Below are 25,743 nucleotides of genomic sequence, written 5' to 3'. Positions count from 1 at the left end.
TCAGGAGGCCGCGTCGCCGGTCTCGTCGAGCAGCTTCCTGTACCAGTCCCGGAGTTTGTCGCCGCCGCCCGACTTCCAGTCGGACGTCGCCTGCTGCATGTCGCTGACCTTCTTGCGGCCGCGCACGATGTCCTTCTCCAGGTCCTCGAACTGGGCGTTGAGGCTGGTGTAGCGGTTCGGCTCCTGGATCTGCATCCCGTGGAACAGCGGCTCCCTGGTGTGCGCGCCCTGCCGTTGCTGCCACTCGATCATGCCCTTGACCACGTCGGGGTGGTCGGGGTGCGCGCGGAAGGGGGCCGGGGCCGCGATGTACTCGTAGGTCGCGAAGGCCTGGTTGTTGCCCAGCTCGGTCTTGGTGAGCAGCCCGTCCTTGAGGGTGTGGTGCTTGCCCTCCACGCCGTACGCCTTGAGCCGCTGCTCCTTCGTGCCGTAGGGGGCGGCGCAGAAGTTGGCGAGGGCGAGGATCTCGCGGACGGTCTTCTCGTCGGCCTTCTTGTTGACACAGCACCAGATGTTGGAGGGTGCGCCTGCGAACAGGGTGGGGTCACCGCCGTCGTGGGCGAAGTAGTCCATCGCGGCCATCCTGAACTCCGGCTTGTCCAGGCGCTGGACCGCGGTCTTGCCATACCAGTCGGAGATGTCCATGTTGTACATCCACACCTTGCCGGAGGCGAAGAGGCTGCCGATGTCGCCCTGTTCGGCCTTGGCGTCCGGGTGGACGAAACCTGCCGAGTACAGCGAGCGGGACCACTCCAGGGCTTCCAGGTACTCGTCGGTCTCGTAGCGGTGGATCAGCTTGTCGCCGTCCAGCTTCCAGTAGTGCGGCCTCTCGGGCAGCACACCGAAGAAGGCGAACGCCGCCCATGACATGTCGCCGCAGGCCCAGACCTTGCTCTTCGGGGCGTTGACCTCCTTGCAGAGGTCGAAGAACTCCTGGGTGGTCTTCGGCGGCTGGTAGCCCTCCTTGTCGAAGAGGTCGGCGCGGTAGAAGGGCGCGATGTTGGGGGTGGACTCGGCCGGGAAGGGCAGCCCGCGCAGCTTGCCGCCGAAGACCGCCCGCTGCCAGGCGCCGGTCGGGATGGCCGCGAGGTTGGGGTACTCCTTGACCTTGTCACCGCTGAGATACGGGCCCAGGTCGGCGAACTTGTTGCTGATCGCGCCGGGGATCTTGCCCGCCAGCTCCCAGCCGGGTATCACCACCGCGTCCGGCAGGGAGCTGGAGGCCAGCACCGCGCCGAGCTTCTGGCCGTAGGTGTTGCCGTCCTGGTTACGCCAGTTGACCTTGACGCCGGTCGCCTCGTCCATGGCGGTCCAGTACGGGTTGCCCTGCTTGGGGGACGTCCCCCACAGCGGGGCCATGATGCTCACCTCACCGCCCTTGCCGAGCTTCTTCGGCACCGAGACGGCGAGCTGGTCGGCCGGGAGCGCGGTGGTGAAGCCGACCGCCGAACCGTTCTTGCTCGGGATGTCCGGCGTGACGGCCTCGGACGCGACATAGGTCGGAAGCAGGTCCTTGAGCTTCTTGCCGGAGGTCGTGCCGTCGTTCTTCGAGCCCCCGCCTGAGCCGCTGCACGCACTGAGCAGCGGTACGCCGCCGGTCACCGCGGCCGCGGCCACCGCCGTGGAGGCGAGGAAGCTTCTCCGGCTCGGAGCGGAGCTCGGGGAGGGGGAGTTCGGCGTCATTGCGTCAACCCTTCGTGGCGCGCCTGGACACACGGCGGGTACACCCGCTGGTCAGCTTTCGAAGCGCTTCGATATTGCTGCGAGGTTAAGTGAAGGCTCAGACCGTCACAAGGTGCGTGCCTAAATTTCCCGGAGCTCCTGGGGGGGGCGCCAACAGGGAGGCTCTCATATGGGTATCGACGGGCTCTCGGAACAGTGTCTTGACATTCGTGCCGCCGAGCGCACAGCATCGAAGCGCTTCGAGGAAGTTGTCAGAGGCGCGCTCCACTCACCTGCCAGGGGGACCCGTACGTGACCGACAGTCCGCCGCCGTTCCGCGACCCCGAGCTGCCGCTCGGCCGACGCCTGGACGATCTGCTGGCCCGGCTGGCACTCGACGAACGGATCGCGCTGCTGCACCAGTTCGCGCCCGCCGTCGAGCGACTCGGCATCGGCTCCTTCCGCACCGGACAGGAGGCCCTGCACGGCGTCGCCTGGATGGGCCCCGCGACCGTCTTCCCCCAAGCGGTGGGGCTCGGCGCGACCTGGAACGACGACCTGGTGCGCCGGATCGGCGCGGCGGTCTCCGTCGAGGCGCGGGCGATGCGCTCCCGCGACCCGCGCGTCGGCCTCAACGTCTGGGCGCCGACCGTGAATCTGCTGCGCCACCCGCTGTGGGGCCGGGGCGAGGAGGGCTACTCGGAGGACCCCGGGCTCACCTCCGCGATCGCCGTCGCCTACACCCGCGGCCTGCGCGGCGACCACCCGGTCTACTGGCGGACCGCCCCCGTGCTCAAGCACTGGCTCGCCCACAACAACGAGACCGACCGCGACACCTCGTCCGCGTCCGTACCGCCGCGTGTGCTGCACGAGTACGATCTGCGCGCCTTCCGCCGGGCCGTCGAAGCGGGCGCGGTCGCCGGGGTGATGCCCGCCTACAACCTGGTCAACGGCCGCCCCAACCACGTGTCGCCGTATCTGCGCGAGCACTTGCGCCAGTGGACCGACGCGGACCTGCTGGTGTGCTCCGACGCGGGGGCGCCCAGCAACCTGGTCGACTCGGAGAAGTACTTCGCCACCCACGAGGAGGCCACCGCCGCGGCCCTGCTGGCGGGCGTGGACAGCTTCACCGACCACGGCACCGACGCCTCGGTGATGACCGCCCGGATACGCGGCGCCCTGGACCAGGGGCTGATCGGCGAGGCGGATATCGACACCGCCGTCCGCCGCCACCTGTCCGTCCGCTTCCGGCTCGGCGAGTTCGACCCCGGTCTCGACCCGTACGCGGCCACCACACTGCGGGACTTCGACACCCCCGAGCACCGGGCCCTTGCCCAGGAGGCCGCCGAGCAGGCCGTGGTGCTGCTCAAGAACGACGGCCTGCTGCCGCTCGCCGAAGGCACCCGGATCGCGGTCGTCGGGCTGCTCGCCGACACCGTCAAGACCGACTGGTACAGCGGCACCCTGATCCGCCGCGTCACCCCGTTGGACGGCATCCGCGCACGCTTCGGAACCGAGAACGTCACCTTCGCCGAAGGCGCCGACCGGGTGCGGCTGAAGTGTGCGGCGGGCTGGCTCCAGGTGCTCCACGCCGACGCCCACGGTCCGGCGCGCGGCGCCGAGGGCGCCCTCGACCCGGCCCTGCTCGTGGGCCGCACCGACCTGCCGCCGCTCACCGTGGGATCCGAGCCGACCGAACTGGCCCTGGTCGACTGGGGTGACGGCGTCTGTACGCTGCGCGCCCCCGACGGCCGGTACCTCTCGGTCGCCGACGACGGGTACGTCCGCGCGTCGGCGGACGAGCCGGGCGGCTGGGTGGTCCAGGAGACCTTCAGGCTGGAACGCGAGGGACGAGCGGGCGGCGATGACACGTACCTCCTCAAGCACACGGGGACAGGGCGGTATGTCTCAGTCGCCGCCGACGGCGTAAAGGTTGCCGAGGAGGGAGACATCTTCGAGGTCGAGTTCCTGGAGCGCGGTGAGGAGGCCGTGGCGCGCGCCGCGGCCGACGCGGACGTGGTGCTCGTCGTCGCCGGGAACGACCCGCACATCAACGGCCGCGAGACCGAGGACCGTACGTCGCTGGCCCTGCCGCCGCACCAGCAGCTCCTCTGGTACGCGGCCCACGCCGCCAACCCGCGCACCGCGTTGGCTCTGGTCTCCTCCTACCCGTACGCGGTCGCCGACGCGCACGCAGCCCTGCCCGCACTGCTGTGGACCGCGCACGGCGGGCAGGCTGCGGGCACCGCGCTGGCCCGTGTCCTGGCCGGTGACGTCTCCCCGGCCGGGCGGCTGCCGCAGACCTGGTACGCGTCCGACGCGGACCTGTCCGACCTGCTGGACTACGACATCATCGGCTCCCGGCAGACCTACCTCTACTGCGACAAAGTCCCGCTCTACCCGTTCGGGCACGGCCTGTCGTACGCGTCCTTCGCCTACGAGAACCTGACGGCCGAGCGCGACGGCGACGCGCTGCGGGCCGCGTTCACCGTCACCAACACCGGTGTGGTCGCCGCCGACGAGGTGGCCCAGCTCTACGTCCGGGCGCCGCGCGGACCGGTGGACCGGCCGTTCCGGCAGCTCCTCGCGTACCGCCGTATCCCGCTCGCCGCGGGTGCCGCACGGCGCGTGGAGTTCCGGATACCGCTGGCGGACCTCGGCTACTGGGACGTGGCCCACGACCGCTGGACCGTGCCGTCCGGAGCGTACGAGCTGTTGGTGGGAGCCTCCAGCGCGGACATCCGGCGCACCGTCGCCGTCGAGATCGACGGCGACCCGATGGCCGCCAGACCGGTTCGGGGGGCCGGTCTGGCGGCCGTCGCTTACGACCGGCAGTCGGGCACCGAGATCGTCGACCGCACCAAGGTGGCGGGCGACGCGGTGACACCGGCCGGCGGCGACACCAAGGAAGACGAGACCAAGGAAGGCGAGCCCAAGGAAGGCGAGACGCGGGAAGGCGAACTGCTCTTCCGGGACTGCGACTTCGGCGACGGGGTCACGGCCGTCACCGTGGAGGCCGCAGGCGAAGGCACCGTCGAGGTCGCCGTGGACGAGACGGTGACCCTGACCGTCCCGCCGACCGGGGGGCCGTACACCTACACCACCCGCACCGCCGCCTTCACCGCCCGCGGAGTGCGCGACGTACGGGTCAGGCTGCGCGGCCCCGTACGCCTGGCGCACCTCTCCTTCCCCACCTCAAGGAACCCCACGCGATGAAGTTCACCAACGGCTTCTGGCTGATGCGCGACGGCGTGCAGGCCTCGTACGCCACCGAAGTGCGCGATCTGCACACCGGCGAAGGCCACTTCACGGCGTACGCGTCCGTCCAGCGCGTACGGGACCGCGGCGACACCCTCAACTCCGCGCTCATCACCGTGGAGTGCTTCTCCCCGGCCGAGGGCGTGATCGGTGTCCGCACCACCCACCACGCGGGCAAGGCGCACCACGGCCCCGACTTCGGCCTGCCCGGTGCCGACATCGACGCCGGTGGCGCGGCCAAGATCCGGCGCGAGGACACGGTCACCGAACTCACCAGCGGACCGCTGACCCTGCGCCTGGACTCCGCCGCGCCGTGGGGCCTGGAGTTCCTCGACGCCGACGGGCGCCGGCTGACCGCCGTCGAGCGCAAGGGCACCGCCTTCGCCACCACACCGGACGGCGCCCACCACATGATCGGCCAGCTGGCGCTAGGCGTCGGCGAGCAGATCTACGGGCTCGGCGAACGCTTCACGCCGTACGTCAAGAACGGCCAGAGCGTCGACATCTGGCAGGCCGACGGCGGCACCAGCAGCGAGCAGGCCTACAAGAACATCCCCTTCCACCTCTCCTCACGCGGCTACGGCGTCTTCGTCAACCACCCGGGGCGGGTCTCGTACGAGATCGGGTCCGAGTCGGTCGGCCAGCTGCAGTTCAGCGTCGAGGACCAGGCGCTGGAGTTCTACGTCGTCGCGGGTCCCACGCCCAAGGACGTGCTCAGCCGGTACACCGCGCTCACCGGGCGCCCCGCGCTGCCCCCGGCCTGGTCGTTCGGGCTGTGGCTGACCACATCCTTCTGCACGCCCTACGACGAGGAGACCGTCGCCTCCTTCGTCGACGGCATGGCCGAGCGCGATATCCCGCTGAGCGTCTTCCACTTCGACTGCTTCTGGATGCGCGAGTACCAGTGGACGGACTTCCGCTGGGACCCGGAGGTCTTCCCCGACCCGGAGGGCATGCTGAGCAGACTCAAGGAGCGTGGACTGCGCGTCAGCATGTGGATCAATCCCTATATCGCCCAGAAGTCCCCGCTGTTCGCGGAGGCCGCGGCCGAGGGCTTCCTGGTCACCCGGCCCAGCGGCGACATCTGGCAGTGGGACCTCTGGCAGCCCGGCATGGCGCTGGTGGACTTCACCCACCCCAGAGCGCGCCAGTGGTACACCGACAAGCTGCGCGCCCTGCTGGCCATGGGCGTCGACTGCTTCAAGACGGACTTCGGCGAGCGCGTCCCCACCGATGTCGTCTGGCACGACGGCTCCGACCCGCAACGGATGCACAACTACTACGCGCAGCTCTACAACCGGGTCGTCTTCGACCTGCTGGAGCAGGAGCGGGGGAGCGGTGAGGCGGTGGTCTTCGCCCGCGCGGCCACGGCGGGCGGGCAGCAGTTCCCGGTGCACTGGGGCGGCGACTGCTTCGCATCCCTGGAGGCCATGGCCGAGTCGCTGCGCGGCGGTCTGTCCCTGTCGCTGAGCGGCTTCGGCTTCTGGAGCCATGACATCGGCGGCTTCGAGGGCACCCCGGACCCGGCGGTGTTCAAGCGCTGGCTCGCCTTCGGGCTGCTCTCCTCGCACAGCCGCCTGCACGGCAACGTCTCGTACCGGGTGCCGTGGGCCTTCGGTGAGGAAGCGGTCGCCGTGGCACGGAAGTTCACGCTGCTCAAGCACCGGCTGATGCCCTACCTCTACGGGGCGGCGGCCGAGGCGCACCGCACCGGGGTGCCCGTACTGCGCCCGATGCTCCTGGAGTTCCCAGACGACCCGGCCTGCCGCACCCTGGACCGCCAGTACATGCTCGGGCCCGACCTGCTGGTGGCGCCCGTCTTCAGTGCCGACGGCGAGGTCGAGTGCTATCTGCCCGAAGGCACCTGGACCCATCTGCTGACCGGCGAGACCGTCAGCGGCCCCGGCTGGCGGCGCGAGACCCACGGCTTCGACAGCCTGCCGCTGTACGTACGCCCCGGCGCGGTGCTCCCGCTGGGCGCCGACGACCAACGCCCGGACGGCGACTGGCTCGACGGCCTCACGCTTCTTCTCGCCGCGGACGTCCACGACACGACGGTCACCGTCCCGGGCCGGGACGGCACGGCCGCGGCCGTGTTCCGTGCGGTGCGCGAGGACGAGGAAGTCCGGGTCACCGCCGAGGGCTGCGAACGGCTCTTCAGGGTGCGCACGGTGCGCGGGGACGCGGCGGCCAACGGCTCGGGCGAGGTGGTCGTGCGGCTGCCCTGACACCGGCCCGCGGGGGGCGAGTTCCGGACGACATCCCGCCATATTGTTGACCGATGAACAAGTCGAATCTACGGTATCGCTGTTCGGAACCACAGATCACGTACGGAACTCCGAACGCCGGGGTGGGGACAGCGGACGCGCACGACGCGCGGCCGCCGCTGGGAAATTTCTGTAATCCGGGCCCTGACCTGGCCGTCTCCTCTCACAGGACGGCCGGGTAGAGTGCCCGCCCCGAGGTGCGGAGAAGGTGTGGACGAGCGTGCGACGCGTGGCAGGATCGAGGCCGCGCAGGCCGGTGACCGGCAGGCGCTGGAAGAGGTTCTCGCCGCCGGGCTGCCGCTGGTCTACAACGTCGTGGGCCGCGCGCTGAACGGCCATCCGGACGTCGACGACATCGTGCAGGACACCATGCTCCGGGTGGTCCGCTCGCTCGGGGAGCTCCGCGATCCCGACCGCTTCCGCTCCTGGCTGGTGGCCATCGCCATGCACCGCATACGCGACCGGGCGCGGGTGCGGCAGCCCGTGCCCGCCTCCGCCATGGCGTACGAACCCGCCGACCCCGGCGCCGACTTCGTCGGCCTCACCATCGAACGGCTCGGCCTTGCGGGCCAGCGCCGAGAGGTCGCCGAGGCCACCCGCTGGCTGGACGAGGACGACCGGCAGCTGCTGTCGCTGTGGTGGCTGGAGGTCACCGGTGAACTGACCCGGGCCGAGCTCGCCGCGGCCCTGGGCCGCAGCCGCCCGCACACCGCCGTACGCGTCCAGCGCCTCAAGGAGCGCCTGGAGGTGGCCCGCTCCCTGGTACGGGCGTTGGACGCGGTACCGCCGTGCCCCGACCTGTCCGCGCTCACCCGGGACTGGGACGGCACCCCGGGATCGGTGTGGCGCAAGCGCATCGCCCGCCACCAGCGGGGCTGCCCGCGCTGCGGCACGCCCGCGCCCGATGTGGTCCCCGCCCAACGCCTGCTCGCCGGGCTCGCCCTCGTACCGCTGCCCGCAGGGCTCGCGGCACCCGCGCTCCTGGCACTCGGCGGCGGGGGCACCGCCGACGCGGCCGCCGCCGCACCCGCGCTCATCGGTGCCGATCCGGTGGGCCTCTCGGCGCAGCTGGCCCAACTGGTCGCCAAACCCGCCGTGCTGGGAGCCGCGGGCCTCACGCTCGCCCTGGGCGGCGCCTATGTGATGCACGAGGGTGCCACCCCGCGGCACTCGGCTCCCGCCCCGGCATCCCCCGATCCGGCACCTTCGCCCGCTTCCTCCGCCGCGCCCTCACCCACCCCGTCGTCCTCACCTTCACCCTCACCCTCACCCTCGCGTTCGCCGTCACCGAGCCGGGCCGCCCCGGCCCCCGAGGCGAAGCCGTCCCGTACCCCCTCCGGCGCGTACGGCAGCGTCGTCGACGCGGCGGAACGGGCCCCGGACCCGAGGGCGATGCCCGCAGCGCTTCCACCACGCCCCGAGGGCACGCTCACCAGCTCCGCGGGGGACAAGGCGGTCATGGTGCACCGGGGCGACACCGTCGCCCTGACCGGCCGGGGCTACTTCACCGTGCGCTGGCAGCTCGTCCCCGCCGAACGGGCCGGGTCCCTGACCATGCCCACCTGGACCGGCCTGGACGGCAAGCTCTTCCACGTCGCGTCCGGTGGCGGCCGTCGGATGGACGACCAGATGCCGCAGGCGACCGCCAGCCCGCACAGCTGGATGGGCGCGCCCGACACCGGCTACACCGTGCTGCCCGCGGGAGCCCAGCAGATGTGGCAGAACGAGTACTTCTACCTCGACGGCGAGATCACCCTGAACCAGAACGAACGCGGCGCCGACTACAACCTCATCGTCATGCCCGCCGACCGCAAGACCATCGACGACGACCTGCGGCGGGCACCCGACCCGTTCGCGGGGACGGTGCGCTACGGCTACGTACGCGACAACGGCACCGACACGGCACCCGTCCCCCAGTACCTCACCCGCGCCTCCCCCCAGGACCCGGCCACGGTGGCCCAGCGCTCCCGGGTCGGGGAGTGAGGCCGCCGATGCGCAGACCCAGACCCAGACCCACCGACGGCGACGCCGCCGCGGAGTTCCACACCTTCTTCGAGGAGCAGTACGCGGCGCTCGCCCGCCTCGCCTACCTGCTCACCGGCGACGCCGACAACGCCGACGACCTGGCCGCGGACGCCTTACTGGCACTCTGGCACCGCTGGGACCGGGTGCGTGCCGCCGACCACCCGGTCGCCTACGCGCGTGGAGTGGTCACCAACATGGCGCACAGCCGCATCCGCAGCGCGGTACGCGAGCGACGACGGATCACACTCTTCTGGTCCCCACGCGATGAGAAGACCGACAACCCCGACATACCCGCCGTGGTCGACGTACAGGAGGCACTGGGCAGACTGCCGTTCCGCAAACGAGCCTGTGTCGTGCTGCGGCACGCCTTCGACCTGTCCGAGAAGGACACCGCCCAAGCGCTCGGAGTCTCGGTGGGTACGGTGAAGAGCCAGACCTCGAAGGGGATGGCCGAGCTACAGCGGCTGCTCGGCCCGCACACCACCGTGGAACGGGTCCGCGCAGGTGCCGTGGACGCCGGGGGAAGGACATGATGGACGACGAGCTGCGCAGGCGCCTGCGGGACGCCGCGCACGCGCACCAGCCCGACCGCGAGCGGATGCTCGCCCGCGTCGAGCGGGGCATGGCCGAGCGCCGGGCCCCTCGTATGTCGGAGCCCCGCACACCGAGGGCGTCCTGGGTACGGGTGGTGAGCGCGACGGCCGCCGTCGCCGGGGTCTTCGCGCTCGGCGGATACGCCGTCGCCTCCGCCGTACGCGGCCCGGAGACACCCCCGCAGACCGTGGCCACCACGCCAGGACCCGAGACGGAGACCGAGCCGGGTGCCCCCGAGCGGTCCCCGGAGCCCAGCCGGACCCCCGACCCGCCGACCCAGCCGCCCAGCAGCACCCCGAAGCCGCCCCCCGCGAGCACCACCGGCCCCACGCGGTCCGCGCCGACCCAGCCCGAGCCGGAGACCGAGACCGGCTCGAAGACGGTGCCGGTGGCGGAACTGCTGTGGGCCGACGGCTCCATCGACCCCGGCAGCTCCGCCTACTGGGGCCAGAGCAACCTCACCATCAAGGCGAGGAAGCCGCTGACCGCGCTCACTGTCGAACTGCGCGTCGCACAGACCGGCCAGGTCGCGGACACCGGCAACTGGCGCTCACTGCCCGCCGAGGACTTCGACGTGACGGTACGGGAGCAGGGCGGCGCCCTGGTGTACCGGTGGACGCTGAAGTCCGGGCGTACGGTACCGGTCGGCGAGCACGTCTTCGCCGGGCAGTACAACCACGCCGAGGGCCAGCGCGACGCGGGCGACGACACCTACCGTATCGAGGCGGACACCTCGGACGAACGAGCCGAGTGGAAGGGCGACTTCGCCCCGACCTCCGACTAGGGCTGTCCGCCGGGGACAGGCCCTGGCTTCCGAACAGCACCGTGCCCCCACCGGTTCCGACCGGTCGGGGCACGGTGCCGCCTGCGAGAGTGTGCGGCAGGTCAGTTCATCGGGGCGCCGATGGCGTCGGTGCCCGTCACGAGGAAGGTGGTCGCCGGGAGCGCGCCGTTCGCCTTGCGGGCCCCGTAGGCCGAGCTCGCGTCGGTGGACTTGAAGCTGGGCGTCGCGACGCCGCTGTCCCAGTTGTTGGCCGCCGAGACGGTCCTCGAACCCAGCTTCGCCAGACCCTGGCTGTTGGACACCGCGAGGTTCCTGGCCAGCCGCGCCTTGCTCTGGGCGAAGTAGAAGCCGTGCTGCTTGTTGGCGTAGGCGGTGTTGCGGTGCAGGATGAACGCGGCGTGGTTGCTGTTCTCGGTGAAGCCGTGCTTGGTGTTGTCCCAGGCCGCGTTGTTCTTGACGATGTGCGCCGCGGTGGCGCCGCCGCCGCCGAGCTTGAAGCCGTTGCCGTTGCCCTCGAAGTCCTTGTCGTTCCAGCGGTTCTTGCCGTTGCCGAAGGCCCAGCTGTTCTCGATGGTGATCGGCGTCGCGAACTGCCAGAGGTCAAGACCGTCGTCGGAGTTGTTGAACAGGCGGGCGCCGGAGATCCTGTTGCCGCTGCCCGAGCCGAACTTCACCGCGATACCGTCCGCGTTCTGCCCGTGGTTGGCCGCGTCGTAGTTGCCGTGGCTGTCCAGGTTCTGAACGAGGTTGTTCACGGTGTTGTCGCCGCGCAGGTTGAACCCGGTGTCACCGTTGTTGGCCGTGACCAGATTCTTGAAGATGCCGCCGGTCGACGAGGTGACCACCACGCCGTGCGCGGGCGAATTCTGGAAGGTCATGTTCTCGATCGTCCAGTAGCTGCCGTAGATCCCGGTCAGCCAGGAACCCGACGGCAGCTTCGAGCCGTCGATCTTCACCTTCTCGCTGCCGTACGCGGTCAGCGTGATCCGGTTCGAACCGGTGCCGCTGGCCGTGGACTTCAGCGTCTTGGACGGCCGGTATGTGCCGCCGCGCACCTGGATGGTGGTGCCAGCCGAAGCGTTCGCGACGGCCTTCTCCAGAGCCGAGGTGGACGACACCACGACGGTGCTGCCGGCCGCGTCGGCGTCGCTCGGGGCGAGACCCAGGTAGACGCCTCCCGCGCCCGCCGCGACCGCGACGGCGGCCGCGACGGCGAGCGGGCGGGTCCTGCGGTGGCGTCCGGTGCTGCTGCTCACAGCAGTCGTTCCTTTCCTAGGGGGTGGTGACAGAAGGCGGCCCCGGAACCCCGTGTCCTCAAGGCCGCCTCCATCCCCCTGTCTCCGCCGCCGGTCGGAAAGGTTGCCGCGGGCGCGGATCTTTCTTGTACGTCCTCGAACGTCAGGCACTTCCCGGGGTACGGCGTGCCGTGAGAACCCGCTGCAGCAGGACGAAGGCGAGCAGCAGCGCACCCGTCACGATCTTCGTCCACCAGGAGCTGAGGGTGCCTTCGAAGTTGATGATCGTCTGGATGACACCGAGTACGCAGACCCCGAGCACCGTGCCCAGGACGTACCCGGCGCCACCGGTCAGCACGGTGCCGCCGATGACGACCGCGGCGATGGTGTCGAGCTCGGTGCCGAGCAGGTTCAGGCTGTACCCGGACTGGGTGTAGAAGGTGAACAGCACCCCGCCGAGCGCCGAGCAGAACCCGGAGATCGTGTAGGCGGCGATGACCGTGCGGCGTACCGGCAGGGCCATCAGCTCGGCGGACTGCGGGTTGTCGCCGACCGCGTACACCCCACGCCCGAAGCGCGTGTAGTGCAGTACCCCGAAGGCGATCGCGACCACCACCAGGGCGATCACCACACTGACGGAGATGAACGTCCCTCCGGACAGCGGGATACGGGTCTGCGCCGCGGTGGCGAAGAACGGGTCGGTGATGGAGATCGACTCGGTGCTGATCAGGAAGCACAGCCCGCGCGCGAGGAACATCCCCGCGAGGGTGGCGATGAAGGGCTGCACCCCGAAGTCATGGACCATATGGCCCATCAGCCTGCCGAGTCCCGCACCCACCGCGACCGCGAGCACGATGGCGACCAGGGGCGGCACGCCTGCCCGCTCCACCATCCAGGCGACCATCATCGTGGACAGCGCCGCCACCGCGCCGACGGACAGGTCGATGCCCCCGGTGAGGATGACGAAGGTCATCCCGACCGCGAGGACCAGCAGACCCGCGTTGTTGATGAGGAGGTTGAGCAGGACCTGGCCGTCCAGGAAGCCGTAGTAGCGGGAGTTGCCCGCCGCGAGCAGCGCCAGGAACAGCACCGCTGTGGAGGCGACGGGGACATAGCCGCGCCGGTGCGACACGGCGAGGCGGAGGCTGGTCAGCGCGGCGCTCATGTGTTCTGGACCTCGCGGGGGGTGGGCTCGGTGGGCTCGGGGCGTGCCACGGGTACGGTCGCGGGTGGCCCTGGACGGCCGCGTTTGAGACGGGAGGTCAGCGCGGTCCGGAAGGCCGGGGACTGCAGCAGGCAGACCGCGGTCACGACACAGGCCTTGAAGACCAGCGTGGTCTCCGGTGGCACCCCGAGGCTCAGCACGACGGTGGTCAGGGTCTGGATGACCAGCACCCCGACCAGGGTGCCGCCGAGGTAGAAGCGGCCACCGGTGAGGGCCGTACCGCCGATGACCACGGCGAAGATCGCGTCCAGTTCGATCCAGAGACCGGCGTTGTTGCCGTCGGCCCCCGAGATGTTGGAGCTGATCATCAGCCCGGCGGCGCCCGCGCACAGCGCGCAGAAGGCATACACGCCGAGGGTCAGACCACGGGACTTGATGCCCGCGAGCCGGCTCGCCTCGGGGTTGCCGCCGACGGACTCGACCAGCACTCCGAAGGCGCTGCGGCGCACCAGCAGCGCCACCACACCGAGGACGACCCCGGCGATCAGTGTGCTGAAGGGCAGGCCGAAGAGATAGCCGCCGCCGATGAGGTGGTACGGCGAACTGCTCACGGTGACGATCTGGCCGTCCGTCACCATCTGGGCGATGCCCCGACCCGCGACCATCAGGATCAGCGTGGCGATGATGGGCTGGACGCCGACGTAGGCGACCAGGAAGCCGTTCCACAGCCCGGCCACCAGACAGAGGCCGAGCGCGATGCCGACGGCCGTGAGGACCCCGGACGTACTGTTCTGGTCGGCCAGTTCGCTGATCCGGGTGCAGGCGACCGCGCCGCCGATGGCGACCACGGCGCCGACGGACAGATCGATGCCCTTGAGCGCGATGACCAGCGTCATCCCGAGGGCGATCAGGGCTAGCGGGGCGCTCAGACGCAGGATGTCGATCAGGTTGCCGTAGAGGTGGTCGCCCTGGACCCGGATCGAGAAGAACGACGGGTTCTCGACGACCGCGACCAGGAGCAGGCCCGCGAGCAGGGCCAGCGGCCAGAACAGGCGGTGCCGGGCCAGGGCGCGCAGCCGCTCGGGGGCAGTGCTCATGCCTTCTCTCCCTGGGGTACGGGGTGGTGGTCCGGTGCGTCGTCGGCTCCGGTGGCGATGACCTCCATCAGACGGTCCACGGTGAGCGCCGCGTCGTTGGGCAGCGAGGCGACCAGCTCCCGGTCGCGCAGCACGGCCACCGTGTCGGACAGCCGGAGCACCTCCTCCAACTCGGCGGAGACGAAGAGCACGGCCAGACCGTCGTCGGCGAGGCCGGTGATCAGCCGCAGGATCTGCGCCTTGGCCCCGATGTCGATCCCGCGCGTCGGCTCGTCCAGGATCAGCAGCCGGGGCTCGGTGAGTAGCCAGCGGGCGAGCAGCACCTTCTGCTGGTTGCCGCCGCTGAGGTTGCGCACCGGGAGTTCCGGGTCGCGGGGCCGGATGTCGAGCGTCGTCATCCACCGCGAGACCAGCTCATCGGTGCGCCGCGCCGACAGCGGCCTGGCCCAGCCCTGCGCGGCCTGCAGCGCGAGCACGATGTTCTCGCGGACCGTCAGATCCGGGATCAGCCCGTCGGTCTTGCGGTTCTCCGACAGATACGCGATGGAGCGCGCGATTGCGGCCCGCGGCCCGCGCAGCGCCACCGGGCTGCCGTCCACGGTGATCTGGCCGTGGTCGGCGCGGTCGGCCCCGGCCAGCAGCCGGGCACTCTCACTGCGCCCCGAGCCAAGCAGCCCGGCGAGCCCGGTGACCCGCCCTGGAGTGAGATCGAGGTCGAAGGGTGCGATGGCGCCCTTTCGTCCGAGGCCCCGGGCGGTGACGTACGGCTTGGTGGTGCTGTGCTCGCGCGGGGCACGGTGCTCCTCGGCCTCCAGGTCGCGCAGCTCCTGGCCGAGCATCCTGGCGACGAGGTCCCGGCGCGGCAGGGCGGCGGTCTCGTACTCGCCGATCAGGCCGCCGTCGCGCAGGACGGTGATCCGGTCGCTGATCTCGTAGATCTGCTCCAGGAAGTGCGAGACGAACAAGACCGCGACCCCGTCCGCGCGCAGTCTGCGCAGCACCGCGAAGAGGCGGTCCACCTCGTCGCGGTCGAGGCTGGACGTCGGCTCGTCCAGGATCAGCACCCGGGCATCCACGTCCATGGCACGCGCGATGGCCACCATCTGCTGGATGGCCAGGGGCTGGCTGCCGAGCTCGACCCTGACATCCACATCGAGGTCGAGACTCGCGAGCAACTCCCTGGCCCTGCGGCGCAGCTCCTTCCAGTGGATCGTCCCGAAGCGGCGCGGCTCCCGGCCGAGCAGCACGTTCTCCGCGACCGACAGGTTCGGGCAGAGGTTGACCTCCTGATAGACGGTGCTCACGCCGTGGGCCTGCGCCTGCAGAGGGCCGGTGAACCGTACGGGCGCGCCCTGGAGGCATATCTCACCGGCCTCGGCGGTGTGCACACCGGTGAGGACCTTGATCAGGGTGGACTTCCCCGCGCCGTTCTCGCCCATCAGGGCGTGGACTTCCCCCGGGAAGAGGCGGAAGTCCACGGCGTTGAGGGCGCGCACACCCAGGAAGTCCTTGACGATGCCCGTGGCCTCCAGCACGGGCGCTGCGGGTGCCATGTGCATCAGTACTTACGGTTGGGGAGTTCGGCCTCGGCCTGGTCCTGGGTGAAGACGCCCTCCTCGGCCTCGATGCGCTTGTCGACGCTCTCGCCCGCGGCGACCTTCTTGACGAGGTCCATCACCTGGGGGCCGATCAGCGGGTTGCACTCCACCACCGTGTTGATCTTCCCGTCGGCCATCGCCTGGAAGGCCTCCTTGATGCCGTCGATGGACACGATGCGGATGTCCTCGCCCGGCTTCTTGCCCGCCTCCTCGATGGCCTGGATCGCGCCGATCGCCATGTCGTCGTTGTGCGCGAACAGCACATCGATGTCCTTGTGCGACTTCAGGAACGACTCCATGACCTCCTTGCCCTTGGCCCGGGTGAAGTCACCGGTCTGCGAGGCGATGAACCTGAACCGCTTGTCCTTGCCGACGATCTCGGCGAAGCCCTTCTTGCGGTCGTTGGCCGGGGCGGACCCGGTGGTCCCCTCCAGGACGACGATGTTGAACGGGCCGTCCTCCTTGGTGTCCTCGACCAGCCACTTCCCGGCGCGGCGGCCCTCCTCCACGAAGTCCGAGCCGATGAAGGTGACATACAGACTGTCGTCGGCGGAGTCCACGGCACGGTCGGTGAGGATCACCGGGATCTTCGCGTCCCTGGCCTCCTTCAGGACGGTGTCCCAACCGGACTCCACCACCGGCGAGAAGCCGATCACATCGACCTTCTGCGTGATGAAGCTGCGGATCGCGGCGATCTGGTTCTCCTGCTTCTGCTGGGCGTCGGAGAACTTCAGAGTGATCCCGGCCTTCTTGGCGGACTCCTTGATGGAGGTGGTGTTGGCGGTACGCCAGCCCGACTCGGAACCGACCTGGGCGAAGCCGAAGGTGATCGCCCCGTTCCCGTCACCCGAGCCGCCCCCGCCCGACGGCTTCTTCTTCTCGCCGCCGCATGCCGCGAGGGGCACGGCGACCAGCGCGGCCCCCAGGGCCATGGTGAAGTTGCGGCGGCTCAGGCCCGGATGGCTGCTGCCTTGTGCGGTCATTCGACACTCTCTTTCGTGGTGCGTGATGCGGTGGGTGACGTGGTGGGCGATGCGGTGGGCAGTGCGGTGGGTGACTGGTGGTGAGGGTCGTCCCATACGCTCCCCGCTCGTTCGACATACCGAATGCTGCTCGCAACTTCGAACGGACCGTAAAGTCGAACGTGATGCACGTCAACGGTTCGGACGAACTCCCGTGAGAATCACGGCCGATGTTCGGTCGGGCGAACGGGAACGCCGCCATCTCGGCCAGGGGGTGACCAGGTGCGCGGGTGCGCGGGGGTGTGCATCCCGCGCCGCAGCCCCCGCCGACATCTCGCACCGCAACTCGCTTACCCCGCACCGCCCCACCCATTGACCCGGCATTCCGGCCCCGCTTACGGTCTGAATGTCTGTCCGGACAACCGCTCAACGTCCGGTATTTCGAACTTGCTTGAGGGAGTCTTGAGGGAGTCATGGCCCGTTCCGCCCGCTTCACCCTGCACCCCGGCTTCGCCGTCGGCGCGGTCGATCCCCGGCTGTTCGGCTCCTTCGTCGAGCACCTCGGCCGCTGCGTCTACACCGGCATCCACGAGCCGGACCACCCGACGGCCGACGAGGCGGGACTGCGCGGCGACGTCCTCGACCTGATCCGCGAACTCGGCGTCACCGCCATCCGCTACCCCGGCGGCAACTTCGTCTCCGGCTACAAGTGGGAGGACTCCGTCGGCCCCGTCGACGAGCGCCCCCGCCGCCTGGACCTGGCCTGGCGCTCCACCGAGAGCAACCGCTTCGGCCTCAGCGAGTTCATCGACTTCCTGAAGAAGGTCGGCCCGCAGGCCGAGCCGATGATGGCGGTCAACCTCGGCACCAGGGGAGTGGCCGAGGCCCTCGAACTCCAGGAGTACGCCAACCACCCCTCGGGCACCGCCCTGTCCGACCTGCGGGCCGCTCACGGCGACAAGGACCCCTTCGGCATCAGGCTCTGGTGCCTGGGCAACGAGATGGACGGCCCCTGGCAGACCGGCCACAAGACGGCCGAGGAGTACGGGCGCCTCGCGGCCACCACCGCCCGCGCGATGCGCCAGATCGACCCGGACGTCGAACTCGTCGCCTGTGGCTCGTCCGGCCAGTCCATGGACACCTTCGCCGCCTGGGAGGCGACGGTACTCGCCGAGACCTACGACGTCGTGGACTACGTGTCGCTGCACGCCTATTACGAGGAACTCGACGGCGACCGCGACTCGTTCCTCGCCTCCGCCGTCGACATGGAGTCCTTCATCGAGAACGTCGTCGCCACCTGCGACCACGTGGGGGCCCGGCTCAAGTCCAAGAAGAAGCTCCACCTCTCCTTCGACGAGTGGAACGTCTGGTACCTGTCCAAGACGGAGGCGGAGGTCAGCGCACTGGACTGGCCTCAGGCCCCCCGCCTGCTGGAGGACAACTACACCGTCACCGACGCCGTCGTCTTCGGCTCCCTGCTGATCGCCCTGCTGCGGCACGCCGACCGGGTGACCGTCGCCTGCCTGGCCCAACTGGTCAACGTCATAGCGCCCATCCTGACCGAGCCGGGCGGCCCGGCCTGGAGGCAGACCACATTCTTCCCGTTCGCCCAGGCGTCCCGGCACGGCCGGGGGCAGGTACTCGACGTACGGGTGGACTCGCCGACGTACACGACAGCGAAGTACGGGGAGGTGCCGCTGCTGCACGCCACGGCCGTACACGGTGAGGACGGCACGGTCACCGTCTTCGCCGTCAACCGCGACCAGCACCAGCCGCTCCCGCTCGAAGTCGCGCTGCACGGCCTGGAGGTGACCGAGGTCGTCGAGCACAGCGCGCTGGCCGACGCGGACCCGGAGGCCCGCAACACCCTCGCCGAGCCGGAGCGGGTCCTGCCGCACGACGTACCGGACACGGCCCTCGCGGACGGCACTCTGAGCGCCGTCCTGGAGCCGCTGTCCTGGAACGTGATCCGGCTGCGCTGAGGCGCGTACGGATGCCAGACGGGGTGCGCCCGGGTTGAGGGTCCTGGGCGCACCCGCGGGGGGCGGGGGGGGGCGGGGGGGNGAGCGCCGTCCTGGAGCCGCTGTCCTGGAACGTGATCCGGCTGCGCTGAGGCGCGTACGGATGCCAGACGGGGTGCGCCCGGGTTGAGGGTCCTGGGCGCACCCGCGGGGGGCGGGGCGGGCCGGTGCGAACCGGCCCGCCCCGTACGGATCCCTGGGGCCCGACAGACCCGTACGTCCCGTTGGGGTCCGACAGGCGGACCTACCGGCCGGTGAACCGCGGCGGGCGCTTCTCGAGGAAGGCGCTCATGCCCTCGCTCTGGTCCTCGGTCGCGAACAGCGCGTGAAAGACCCGCCGTTCGAAGAGGATGCCGTCGCGCAGCCCGGTCTCCAGGGCGCGGTCCACCGCCTCACGGGCCGCCGTCACGGCCGCCCGACCGTAGGAGGCGATGGCCGCCGCGGCCCGCGTCGCCTCGTCGAGCACCGCCTCATCGGGCACGACCCGCGAGACCAGACCCGAGCGCTCGGCCTCCGCCGCGTCCATGGTGCGGCCGGTGAGGACCAGGTCCATGGCCTTGGCCCGGCCGACCAGCCGGGTCAGTCGCTGCGTCCCGCCGATGCCGGGGATCACCCCGAGCTTGATCTCCGGCTGCCCGAACACCGCGGACTCGCCCGCGATGACCAGGTCGCACATCATCGCCAGCTCGCAGCCGCCGCCCAGGGCGTATCCGCTGACAGCCGCGATCTTCGGCGTACGGAAGGCGGCGAACTCCTCCCAGCCCGCGAAGTAGTCGTCGGCGGCCATCTCGCTCGCGGTCCTGCCCGCCATCTCCCTGATGTCCGCGCCCGCCGCGAAGACCTTGTCCGACGAGCCGGTGACGACGAAGCAGCCGACCTCCGGGTCTCGGTCCAACGGCCGGAGTGTGTCGAGGAGTTCGGTCATCAGGTCGTGGCTGAGCGCGTTGCGCACGGCGGGGCGGTGCAGGCGTACGGTGAGGACCCGGCCGTCCCGATCGATCTTGAGGTTCATCAACACACCTTTCTGTCAGGAGTCCCAGATCGCGCCGTACGCCGGAATGCCGCGGCGCTCCAGGCCGTGCACGACCTGCCAGGTGAGCTTCTTGTTGGAGATGCAGATGACCGCCTCGGCCCCGAACTCCCGGTAGGCGGCGTACGCCAGCCGCACCATGTCGGGCTTGCCGTCGGTGCCCGTGTTCCACACCACCGCGTCCGGCTGGACCGCGAGGATCTCGTCGACGAGCGCGTCCCCATAGGTCTTACGCGGGTCACGCGTCGCCCACACCAGGCGCGAGGGGACTTCGGCGGCCAGCAGATGGGGCAGGCACGGGCCGATACCGCTGCCCGTCGCGACGTAGATCACCTTGCTGAAGAGGGTCTCGATGTTGGCGACGCCCGCCGTGGTGATGCCCTTGACCCACACCCGCGACGGCGCGTCGTCGATGAAGGAGCCGGTCCAGTCGCCCGCCCGCGAGATGGTCAGCCGGAAGCCGGGACGGCCCGGCGTCGGCACATTGGCGAAGGAGTGCCACTCGGTGAGCGGGCTGCGGCTGATCGTCGTGGACGACCCGGCGAACGGCGTCACCCCGTGATCGAAGCGGGCCAGCGCCACATGCGAGGAAGGCCGTTCGACCCGGACGTCGACCTTGCGCAGCCGCATCCAGGGCAGGGCGACGCTGAAGGTGACCAGCGCGAGAATCCAGATGCCGGGTTCCCCCGGCCCGGGCGCGAGCAGCAGTGTGTGCGCCCAGAACAGCAGCAGCGCACCCCAGCCCCCGAAGCGGTGGATCTTCTCGAAGCGGTCGTGGAAGCGGGACCGGAAGGGCGGCAGCGCGGTCGCCACGATGAACACCAGCAGGGCGATCAGCGCGTACGACACGACCAGCACCCCGGCCGAGCCGCCACCGGTCGTCAACGCCGCCGTCAGCGCGAGGAACCACAACGTCCCGGCCAGCGCACCCCCCACATGCAACCCGCCGAAGTGGTACACCTTCCCCAGGGTCCAGCGCACCTTCAGCGGCCAGGTCACCGGGGCCGCGGTGGCCAGCCGGAAGAAGAGGTTGACGACGTACTGCTGACGGACCACGACCGCCAGCGCCAGGTTGGTGAGCGCCGCGTATCCGAGGGTGCGCTCGCCGGGCGGGCCCCCGGCGAAGAAGCCCAGGTTGGCCGCGATCACGCAGGCGGCGAGGCGGTGGTAGTGCATCAGCCGCGGGTGCTTGAGTACCCGCCGGGGCCAGGAGGCGAGCGGCGGCAGCTCGACGCCGTCGCCGAAACGCGCGTCCGCTGTCGCCTCCCGGGGGAGTGCCTGGCGCACTGGTGGTGACGTGGTCACCGGGCCACCTCCTCGGTCAGCCGCAGCAGCGCCCCCTTGTCGACCTTGCCGCGGTCGGTCTCCGGCAGCGCGGCCAGCGGCAGCACGGCGTCCGGCACGCAGTAGTACGGCAGTACGGCGGCCACCGCATCGCGGGCCGCGGCCGGGTCCACCTCCTGCGGGCACACGAAGGAGACCAGGCTGCGCGCGTCGCGCTTGAGGGTGACCGCCCGGGCGCAGCCGGGCAGCGACTCCAGGACCGCGGAGACCGCGTCGGGTTCGACCCGGAAGCCCCGTATCTTCACCTGGTCGTCGGTCCGGCCGAGGTGTTCGAGCTCGCCGCCCGGGGTCCAGCGGCCGAGGTCGCGGGTGCGGAACATCAGACGGCCGCCGCCGAGGAAGGGGTCCGGGGCGTAGCGCTCCGCGTTGAGCGCGGGATTGCCGAGATATCCGGCGGAGACGCAGTCGCCGCCCGCCCACATCTCGCCGCTCGCGCCGATGGGCACGGGTCTTTGGCGCTCGTCCAGGACGTAGACCGTGTTGTTGGGTGTCGGGCGGCCGATGGTGAGCAGGGCCGCGTCGGGTGTGTGGCGCCGCATCGTGTTGACGATGGTCGTCTCGGTCGGACCGCAGCAGTTGTAGAAGACGGCGCCCGCCCTGGCCCACAGGTCGGCCAGCGGGCGGGGGCACGGCTCCCCGGCGACGGCCACGGTCCGCACGCGCGGGCAGGACGCCGGGTCGATCCCGGAGAGCACGGTCGGGGTGGCGATCACGACGTCCGCACGGCGCACGGTCTCGGTGATGTCCTTGCCGCGGATGAGCAGGGTGCCGCCGCCCGTGAGACAGCCGAGGATCTCCCAGGCCGCCATGTCGAAGGCGATGTTGAGGATCTGCGCCACCCGCTGACCGGGTCCGATGCCCAGCCTGCCGGGTTCGGTGAGCAGGATGTTGCAGACGTTGCGGTGGGTGACGGTGACGCCGTTGGGGGCGCCGGTCGTGCCGGAGGTGAAGAGTACGTAGCAGCCGTCGTCGGGCCGTACGGCGCGCGTCGGACTGGACCGGGAGAGCGCGGGGGCGTCGGCCCACGACTCGTCCGTCGCCTCGTCGAGGGCGATCAGGACCTGCCCGTCGGGCCGCGGAATCCGGTCCGCGTCGGTGGCACGGGTGAGGATCACCCGTGCCCCGGTGGCCCGGATGACCTGGCGCAGCTGGGTGGCAGGGGCGAGGCGGACGTCCTGCGGTACGTAGGCGGCACCGGCCTTGAGCGTGGCGAGCAGGCCGACGAGCATCGGGATCGATCGACGGAGGAACAGACCGACCCGGTCGCCGGGCCGTACGCCCTCGCGGACGAGCCGCGCGGCGAGCCGGTCGGCCCGGCGGTCGAGCTCGCCGTAGGTGATCGTCACGCCCAGGTGCTCGGCGGCGACGGTGTGCGGGGTGGCCGCGGCCCAGTGCTCGAAGGCCTCGTGGACGAGGAGATACGGCAGCGGAGCGGTGGGACCCCGGCCGAACTCCTCGAAGAGGCGGCGGTCGCGGGGCGTGAGGTGGCCCAGCAGGGATGTCAGGGGCGTAGGGGCGTCATGGTGGGCAAGAGAGAGCGGACCCATGTACGGGAGACCTCCTGGCTGTTGCGCATGACGGATCTCTGGAGGTGGATCGTTGGGCATGCCGAACGCCGTACGGTCTTTTCGGTGTACTTCCGAGTACTCCCGAAGGGCCCGGGACCCCTTCGGAGCGACGACTCTAGCCCGCCTCCTTCAACTCTCAACTAGTCCTGTTCGGCCAAGAGTTGATGCGCAATCGGCCACATGTGGCGTCTTTCGTCACAGCGGCAACTCACGGCCCGCCCGGCGGCGACCTTAGGCGGGGGGAGGTGCGCCCGCGCGATACGGTGGACGTTTCAGCGGGTACGTTCTGAACACGACCCCCTCCACCGAGCGGTGAGGCAGCATGGGAATCCCCGACGAGAACTACTTGGCGGCGGCCGTCGTGATGCGGCGCGGCCGGGTCCTGCTCGTACGGCGCAGTCGGACCGAGAGATTCCTGCCCGGTGTGTGGGGTGTGCCCTGCGGCAAGCTCAAACCGGGGGAGAGCCCCCAGGTCGGAGTCCTGCGGGAGCTCAAGGAGGAGACCGGGCTGCGGGGTTCTGTGGTGAGCAGAGTCGGCAGCTCGTCGTTCGTCAGCGAGTACGAGGGGCGCGAGATCAAGAACTACCAGGACAATTTCCTGGTGTGCCCCCTCAGTACCAGGATCTCCCTGCCTCTGCCCGACCAGGCCTACGACTGGATCGACCCGCACGATCTCGGGGGCGTGGAGATCGACGCGTACAACCAGGAGATCGTGCGCCAGGCCGTCGAAGCCGCGCCGCACGCCGCGCCGCACTGACGGGCGCTCAGCGGCCCGCTCGCTCAGCCGTTTACCAGCTCAGCCGCCTGCCAGCTCAGCGGCCCACTAGTTCAGCGGCCCACCAGCTCCGCCACCGCACCGACCTCCGCCAGATACCCCGCCACATCCAGCGGCGACTTCGCCACCACCGCCGGACGGTGCGCCGCATCCGTGAACACATCCGTGTGCCGACGCCGCCGCACCCCCGTCTCCAGGAAGAGCGTCACGGTCGGCCGCGCCCCCGTACTCCAGGCGCGGTGCAGGGTGTACGGCGCCAGGGCGTAGCCGCTGCCCGCCCGGTACTCCGCGCTCTGTGACAGCCGTAGCCGGGCCGCACCGACGGGCCTGAGCAGCCACTCGCCCTCCGTGCCCGGCTCGTCCGACACCGACTCCTCATAGCGCGTCGTCGCCAGGCCCGGCCCGTCGACCGCCACCTCGTACAACTCCATGACGAGACCGCCGCACACCACGAACGACGCCAGCGACGAGCGGTGGTTGTGGATGTCCCCCAGCCCCTGGGAGCGCTGCGGCGCCGGATGCCAGACGTGGGCGCGCAGCATATGGCGGGGGCTGCCGTCGATCAGCAGCAGCTTGTCGAAGCCCAGGACATGCCGGTACGACAGCCGGGCGCAGGCCGCCGGGTCACCCGCCCCCGAGGCGAGCTCGCCCAGCAGCTCCAGGAGCCGTTCCTCTGCGCCCAGTTCGGCGACGACCGCCCGTGCGGCCCGCACCACATCCCGGTCGTCCTGATCTCCGTCCAGCGCCCGCGCCAGCAGTCGCCGCGCCTCCTGAACCCGCCGTTCAGCCATGCACCCCTCCTGTCTTCTCGGCGCTCACCTCGCTGGTTCAGGCCCATCGGGCTGGTACCGCCACAGGGCGTGGGCCCGCAGCGCCGAGATACCCTGATAGGTCATCCACAGCGGGCGGCGCGGCTCCGCTGTGTCGATTCCGGCCCAGGTCCAGATCCCGTCGGTCTGCCCCCGCCACACCGCCGCGGCGGCACCGGCCAGCTGCTCCCGCCACACCTCCTCCAGACCCTCCGCCCGCGCGAGGTCACGGGCGGACGGAGTGAGCAGGGCCCGCAGCACCCAGGCGGCCGTGAACTGCCGTACGTTCAGGACCTCGTGGTGCGTGGGTGCGTCGGTGCGCGGGCGGCGGATCTCCTCCCGGAGCCTGGTCAGGTCACGGCAGGTGTCGTGCCGCGTCGAGGGGCAGGCCAGCAGCCAGCGCACGCCGTCCTCGCGGGCGGCGCGGATGTGCTGGGGCTCGGCGCCGGGGGAGCGGGCCGCGCGGTCCAGGGCCACCACGGCCTCCGCGGTGTGCACGGCGGTCGGCGGGCCGTGCGGCGGGCTCAGCCGGCGGGCCCAGCAGCGGCGGTGCTCGCGTGCCGGATCGGTGACCGCTCCCTGGACGAGTGCGTCCCGCAGTGCGGGCAGCGCCCGCGCGTCCGGCGCCGCTCGCAGCAGTCCGCGCAGCACGATGGTCAGCACATGCGTCGACTCGCACCCGGCGCGGTCCAGCTCGCGGGTGAACGCGGACGCGCAGCGCGCCGCTTCCTCGGCCACCCGCTCGGGGTCCGCGCCCGTCCTGGCCAGCGCACCCAGGACCAGCGCGGTCACCTCCGGCCGGGACTGCGACCCCTGGGAGCGCGCCGACCAGCCGCCGTCGGGCAACCGCAGGTGCCACAGTGTCCGCACCAGCTCACCCGTGGCGAGCCGCCCGTCGGGCACCCCGAGCTCCAGCGCGATGTGCAGCCCGTACGCCGTGCCCACCGGTGTCGGCCGGACCTGCGGCGGCTGCCCCGGACGCCGGCCGTCGGCCTCGCCCAGGGAGTGCGGCCAGCCGGTGAGCCGCCCGCAGTCCGGGTCCTCGACCACGCTGAGCTCCGCGATCAGCGTGTCGTACGTCGCCGCGGTCAGCTCCGGGAACGGTCCGGGACTCGGCAGCGCGGGCGACGTGGCCGCGGGCGGCGCCCCCGGTATGCGCTCGCGCGCCCGGGCCCTCACCAGCGCGGCCGACAACCACGCCGCGAGTCCCGTGCCGAGACCGCTGACCCCGGCGATCGCATAGCGCGCGGAGTTCCCGGCGATGCCGTCCGGCAGGATGCCGAGCAGCGACTGGAACACCGCATACGCCACGGCGGCACACCCGAAGCTGCCCAGCCAGCCGACGAACCGCGCGGGCGGTGTGGCGGGGCGTGCGGGCGGAGCGGGACCAGCGTCCGGTCTGGTCGGGCTGGGAACCGGGTGCTGTCGTGACACGGTGTGCTCCCTCCCCCCAGGGCGTCCCGTGGTTCGTTGCGGAGGGTGCCAGTCTAGTGGTGGGGGGTGACACCGCGTGAGTCCGCGGTCACGCCGATGTGGCGCGGCCTGGTCT

18 protein-coding genes are annotated in these 25,743 nt (G+C 70.9%); 7 read left to right on the top strand and 11 right to left on the bottom strand.

Going from position 1 to position 25,743, the window contains the following annotated elements:
• Nucleotides 1-1,683: an extracellular solute-binding protein gene (locus tag U9R90_RS02430; protein ID WP_411054685.1), complete on the bottom strand. Its 1,683-nt coding sequence runs from the start codon at nucleotides 1,681-1,683 to the stop codon at nucleotides 1-3.
• Between the two features lie 291 nt (nucleotides 1,684-1,974).
• Between U9R90_RS02430 and U9R90_RS02425 the strand changes: the two genes are divergently transcribed.
• From U9R90_RS02425 to U9R90_RS02405, 5 genes are all read left to right on the top strand, one after another.
• Nucleotides 1,975-4,878, top strand: coding sequence for a glycoside hydrolase family 3 C-terminal domain-containing protein (locus U9R90_RS02425; RefSeq protein WP_411054684.1), 2,904 nt, complete (start codon nucleotides 1,975-1,977; stop codon nucleotides 4,876-4,878).
• Nucleotides 4,875-7,148: an alpha-xylosidase gene (gene yicI / locus U9R90_RS02420; RefSeq protein ID WP_411054683.1), complete on the top strand. Its 2,274-nt coding sequence runs from the start codon at nucleotides 4,875-4,877 to the stop codon at nucleotides 7,146-7,148. The genes U9R90_RS02425 and yicI overlap by 4 nt, the downstream gene beginning before the upstream one ends.
• 249 nt (nucleotides 7,149-7,397) lie before the next feature.
• Nucleotides 7,398-9,170 (top strand): RNA polymerase sigma factor, encoded by a 1,773-nt coding sequence (locus U9R90_RS02415; RefSeq protein WP_411054682.1) that lies wholly within the window; start codon nucleotides 7,398-7,400, stop codon nucleotides 9,168-9,170.
• 8 nt (nucleotides 9,171-9,178) lie between these two features.
• Nucleotides 9,179-9,745: a SigE family RNA polymerase sigma factor gene (locus U9R90_RS02410; RefSeq protein ID WP_411054681.1), complete on the top strand. Its 567-nt coding sequence runs from the start codon at nucleotides 9,179-9,181 to the stop codon at nucleotides 9,743-9,745.
• A complete protein-coding gene (locus tag U9R90_RS02405; protein WP_411054680.1) occupies nucleotides 9,742-10,590 on the top strand; it encodes a hypothetical protein in 849 nt (282 codons plus the stop codon). The genes U9R90_RS02410 and U9R90_RS02405 overlap by 4 nt, the downstream gene beginning before the upstream one ends.
• 101 nt (nucleotides 10,591-10,691) lie before the next feature.
• Here U9R90_RS02405 and U9R90_RS02400 read toward each other — a convergent pair whose 3' ends face one another.
• The 5 genes from U9R90_RS02400 to U9R90_RS02380 form a co-directional block, all read right to left on the bottom strand.
• Nucleotides 10,692-11,846 carry a right-handed parallel beta-helix repeat-containing protein gene (locus U9R90_RS02400; RefSeq protein ID WP_411054679.1) on the bottom strand — a complete coding sequence of 385 codons (1,155 nt, stop codon included), beginning with the start codon at nucleotides 11,844-11,846 and terminating at the stop codon, nucleotides 10,692-10,694.
• A gap of 142 nt (nucleotides 11,847-11,988) precedes the next feature.
• On the bottom strand, nucleotides 11,989-12,990 hold the full coding sequence (gene yjfF, locus U9R90_RS02395) for a galactofuranose ABC transporter, permease protein YjfF (RefSeq protein ID WP_411054678.1): 1,002 nt from the start codon (nucleotides 12,988-12,990) through the stop codon (nucleotides 11,989-11,991).
• Nucleotides 12,987-14,087, bottom strand: coding sequence for an ABC transporter permease (locus U9R90_RS02390; RefSeq protein WP_411054677.1), 1,101 nt, complete (start codon nucleotides 14,085-14,087; stop codon nucleotides 12,987-12,989). Before U9R90_RS02390 ends, yjfF begins: the two co-directional genes overlap by 4 nt.
• A complete protein-coding gene (locus U9R90_RS02385; RefSeq protein ID WP_411054676.1) occupies nucleotides 14,084-15,640 on the bottom strand; it encodes a sugar ABC transporter ATP-binding protein in 1,557 nt (518 codons plus the stop codon). Before U9R90_RS02385 ends, U9R90_RS02390 begins: the two co-directional genes overlap by 4 nt.
• A gap of 5 nt (nucleotides 15,641-15,645) precedes the next feature.
• Nucleotides 15,646-16,668, bottom strand: coding sequence for an ABC transporter substrate-binding protein (locus U9R90_RS02380; RefSeq protein ID WP_411054675.1), 1,023 nt, complete (start codon nucleotides 16,666-16,668; stop codon nucleotides 15,646-15,648).
• Nucleotides 16,669-17,120: 452 nt separating this feature from the next.
• Between U9R90_RS02380 and U9R90_RS02375 the strand changes: the two genes are divergently transcribed.
• The gene (locus U9R90_RS02375) at nucleotides 17,121-18,629 is read left to right on the top strand and encodes an alpha-N-arabinofuranosidase (protein ID WP_411054674.1); all 1,509 of its coding nucleotides are present in this window, start codon (nucleotides 17,121-17,123) and stop codon (nucleotides 18,627-18,629) included.
• 283 nt (nucleotides 18,630-18,912) lie between these two features.
• On the opposite strand, the gene U9R90_RS02370 is transcribed toward U9R90_RS02375, so the two are convergent.
• Genes U9R90_RS02370 through U9R90_RS02360 form a run of 3 tightly spaced genes read right to left on the bottom strand, consistent with a single transcriptional unit; the run spans nucleotide 18,913 to nucleotide 22,589 of the window.
• Nucleotides 18,913-19,680 (bottom strand): enoyl-CoA hydratase-related protein, encoded by a 768-nt coding sequence (locus tag U9R90_RS02370; protein ID WP_411054673.1) that lies wholly within the window; start codon nucleotides 19,678-19,680, stop codon nucleotides 18,913-18,915.
• Between the two features lie 15 nt (nucleotides 19,681-19,695).
• On the bottom strand, nucleotides 19,696-20,985 hold the full coding sequence (locus tag U9R90_RS02365) for a hypothetical protein (protein ID WP_411057611.1): 1,290 nt from the start codon (nucleotides 20,983-20,985) through the stop codon (nucleotides 19,696-19,698).
• 14 nt (nucleotides 20,986-20,999) lie between these two features.
• Nucleotides 21,000-22,589: an amino acid adenylation domain-containing protein gene (locus U9R90_RS02360; protein WP_411054672.1), complete on the bottom strand. Its 1,590-nt coding sequence runs from the start codon at nucleotides 22,587-22,589 to the stop codon at nucleotides 21,000-21,002.
• Nucleotides 22,590-22,932: 343 nt separating this feature from the next.
• On the opposite strand from U9R90_RS02360, the gene U9R90_RS02355 reads away from it, so the two are divergent.
• On the top strand, nucleotides 22,933-23,367 hold the full coding sequence (locus tag U9R90_RS02355; RefSeq protein ID WP_411054671.1) for an NUDIX hydrolase: 435 nt from the start codon (nucleotides 22,933-22,935) through the stop codon (nucleotides 23,365-23,367).
• A 71-nt stretch (nucleotides 23,368-23,438) separates the two neighbouring features.
• Here the strand turns inward: U9R90_RS02355 and U9R90_RS02350 are convergent, their stop codons facing one another.
• Entirely contained in the window at nucleotides 23,439-24,176 is a 738-nt protein-coding gene (locus U9R90_RS02350; protein WP_411054670.1) for a hypothetical protein, read from the bottom strand.
• Nucleotides 24,177-24,200: 24 nt separating this feature from the next.
• Entirely contained in the window at nucleotides 24,201-25,628 is a 1,428-nt protein-coding gene (locus U9R90_RS02345; protein ID WP_411054669.1) for a hypothetical protein, read from the bottom strand.
• Nucleotides 25,629-25,743 lie beyond the last annotated feature (115 nt).

The organism is Streptomyces sp. E11-3 (assembly GCF_046540415.1).
Lineage (GTDB): Bacteria > Actinomycetota > Actinomycetes > Streptomycetales > Streptomycetaceae > Streptomyces.
Note: the sequence above shows the minus strand (reverse complement) of the source record. Positions and strands in the feature narration are given on the sequence as shown.

What these genes read in the sequence shown, in the direction of transcription:
- U9R90_RS02430 (WP_411054685.1), bottom strand. Translation starts at nt 1,683, where the DNA reads ATGACGCCGAACTCCCCCTCCCCGAGCTCCGCTCCGAGCCGGAGAAGC.
- yicI (WP_411054683.1), top strand. Translation starts at nt 4,875, where the DNA reads ATGAAGTTCACCAACGGCTTCTGGCTGATGCGCGACGGCGTGCAGGCC.
- U9R90_RS02410 (WP_411054681.1), top strand. Translation starts at nt 9,179, where the DNA reads ATGCGCAGACCCAGACCCAGACCCACCGACGGCGACGCCGCCGCGGAG.
- U9R90_RS02405 (WP_411054680.1), top strand. Translation starts at nt 9,742, where the DNA reads ATGATGGACGACGAGCTGCGCAGGCGCCTGCGGGACGCCGCGCACGCG.
- yjfF (WP_411054678.1), bottom strand. Translation starts at nt 12,990, where the DNA reads ATGAGCGCCGCGCTGACCAGCCTCCGCCTCGCCGTGTCGCACCGGCGC.
- U9R90_RS02390 (WP_411054677.1), bottom strand. Translation starts at nt 14,087, where the DNA reads ATGAGCACTGCCCCCGAGCGGCTGCGCGCCCTGGCCCGGCACCGCCTG.
- U9R90_RS02385 (WP_411054676.1), bottom strand. Translation starts at nt 15,640, where the DNA reads ATGGCACCCGCAGCGCCCGTGCTGGAGGCCACGGGCATCGTCAAGGAC.
- U9R90_RS02380 (WP_411054675.1), bottom strand. Translation starts at nt 16,668, where the DNA reads ATGACCGCACAAGGCAGCAGCCATCCGGGCCTGAGCCGCCGCAACTTC.
- U9R90_RS02375 (WP_411054674.1), top strand. Translation starts at nt 17,121, where the DNA reads ATGGCCCGTTCCGCCCGCTTCACCCTGCACCCCGGCTTCGCCGTCGGC.
- U9R90_RS02370 (WP_411054673.1), bottom strand. Translation starts at nt 19,680, where the DNA reads ATGAACCTCAAGATCGATCGGGACGGCCGGGTCCTCACCGTACGCCTG.
- U9R90_RS02360 (WP_411054672.1), bottom strand. Translation starts at nt 22,589, where the DNA reads ATGGGTCCGCTCTCTCTTGCCCACCATGACGCCCCTACGCCCCTGACA.
- U9R90_RS02355 (WP_411054671.1), top strand. Translation starts at nt 22,933, where the DNA reads ATGGGAATCCCCGACGAGAACTACTTGGCGGCGGCCGTCGTGATGCGG.
- U9R90_RS02350 (WP_411054670.1), bottom strand. Translation starts at nt 24,176, where the DNA reads ATGGCTGAACGGCGGGTTCAGGAGGCGCGGCGACTGCTGGCGCGGGCG.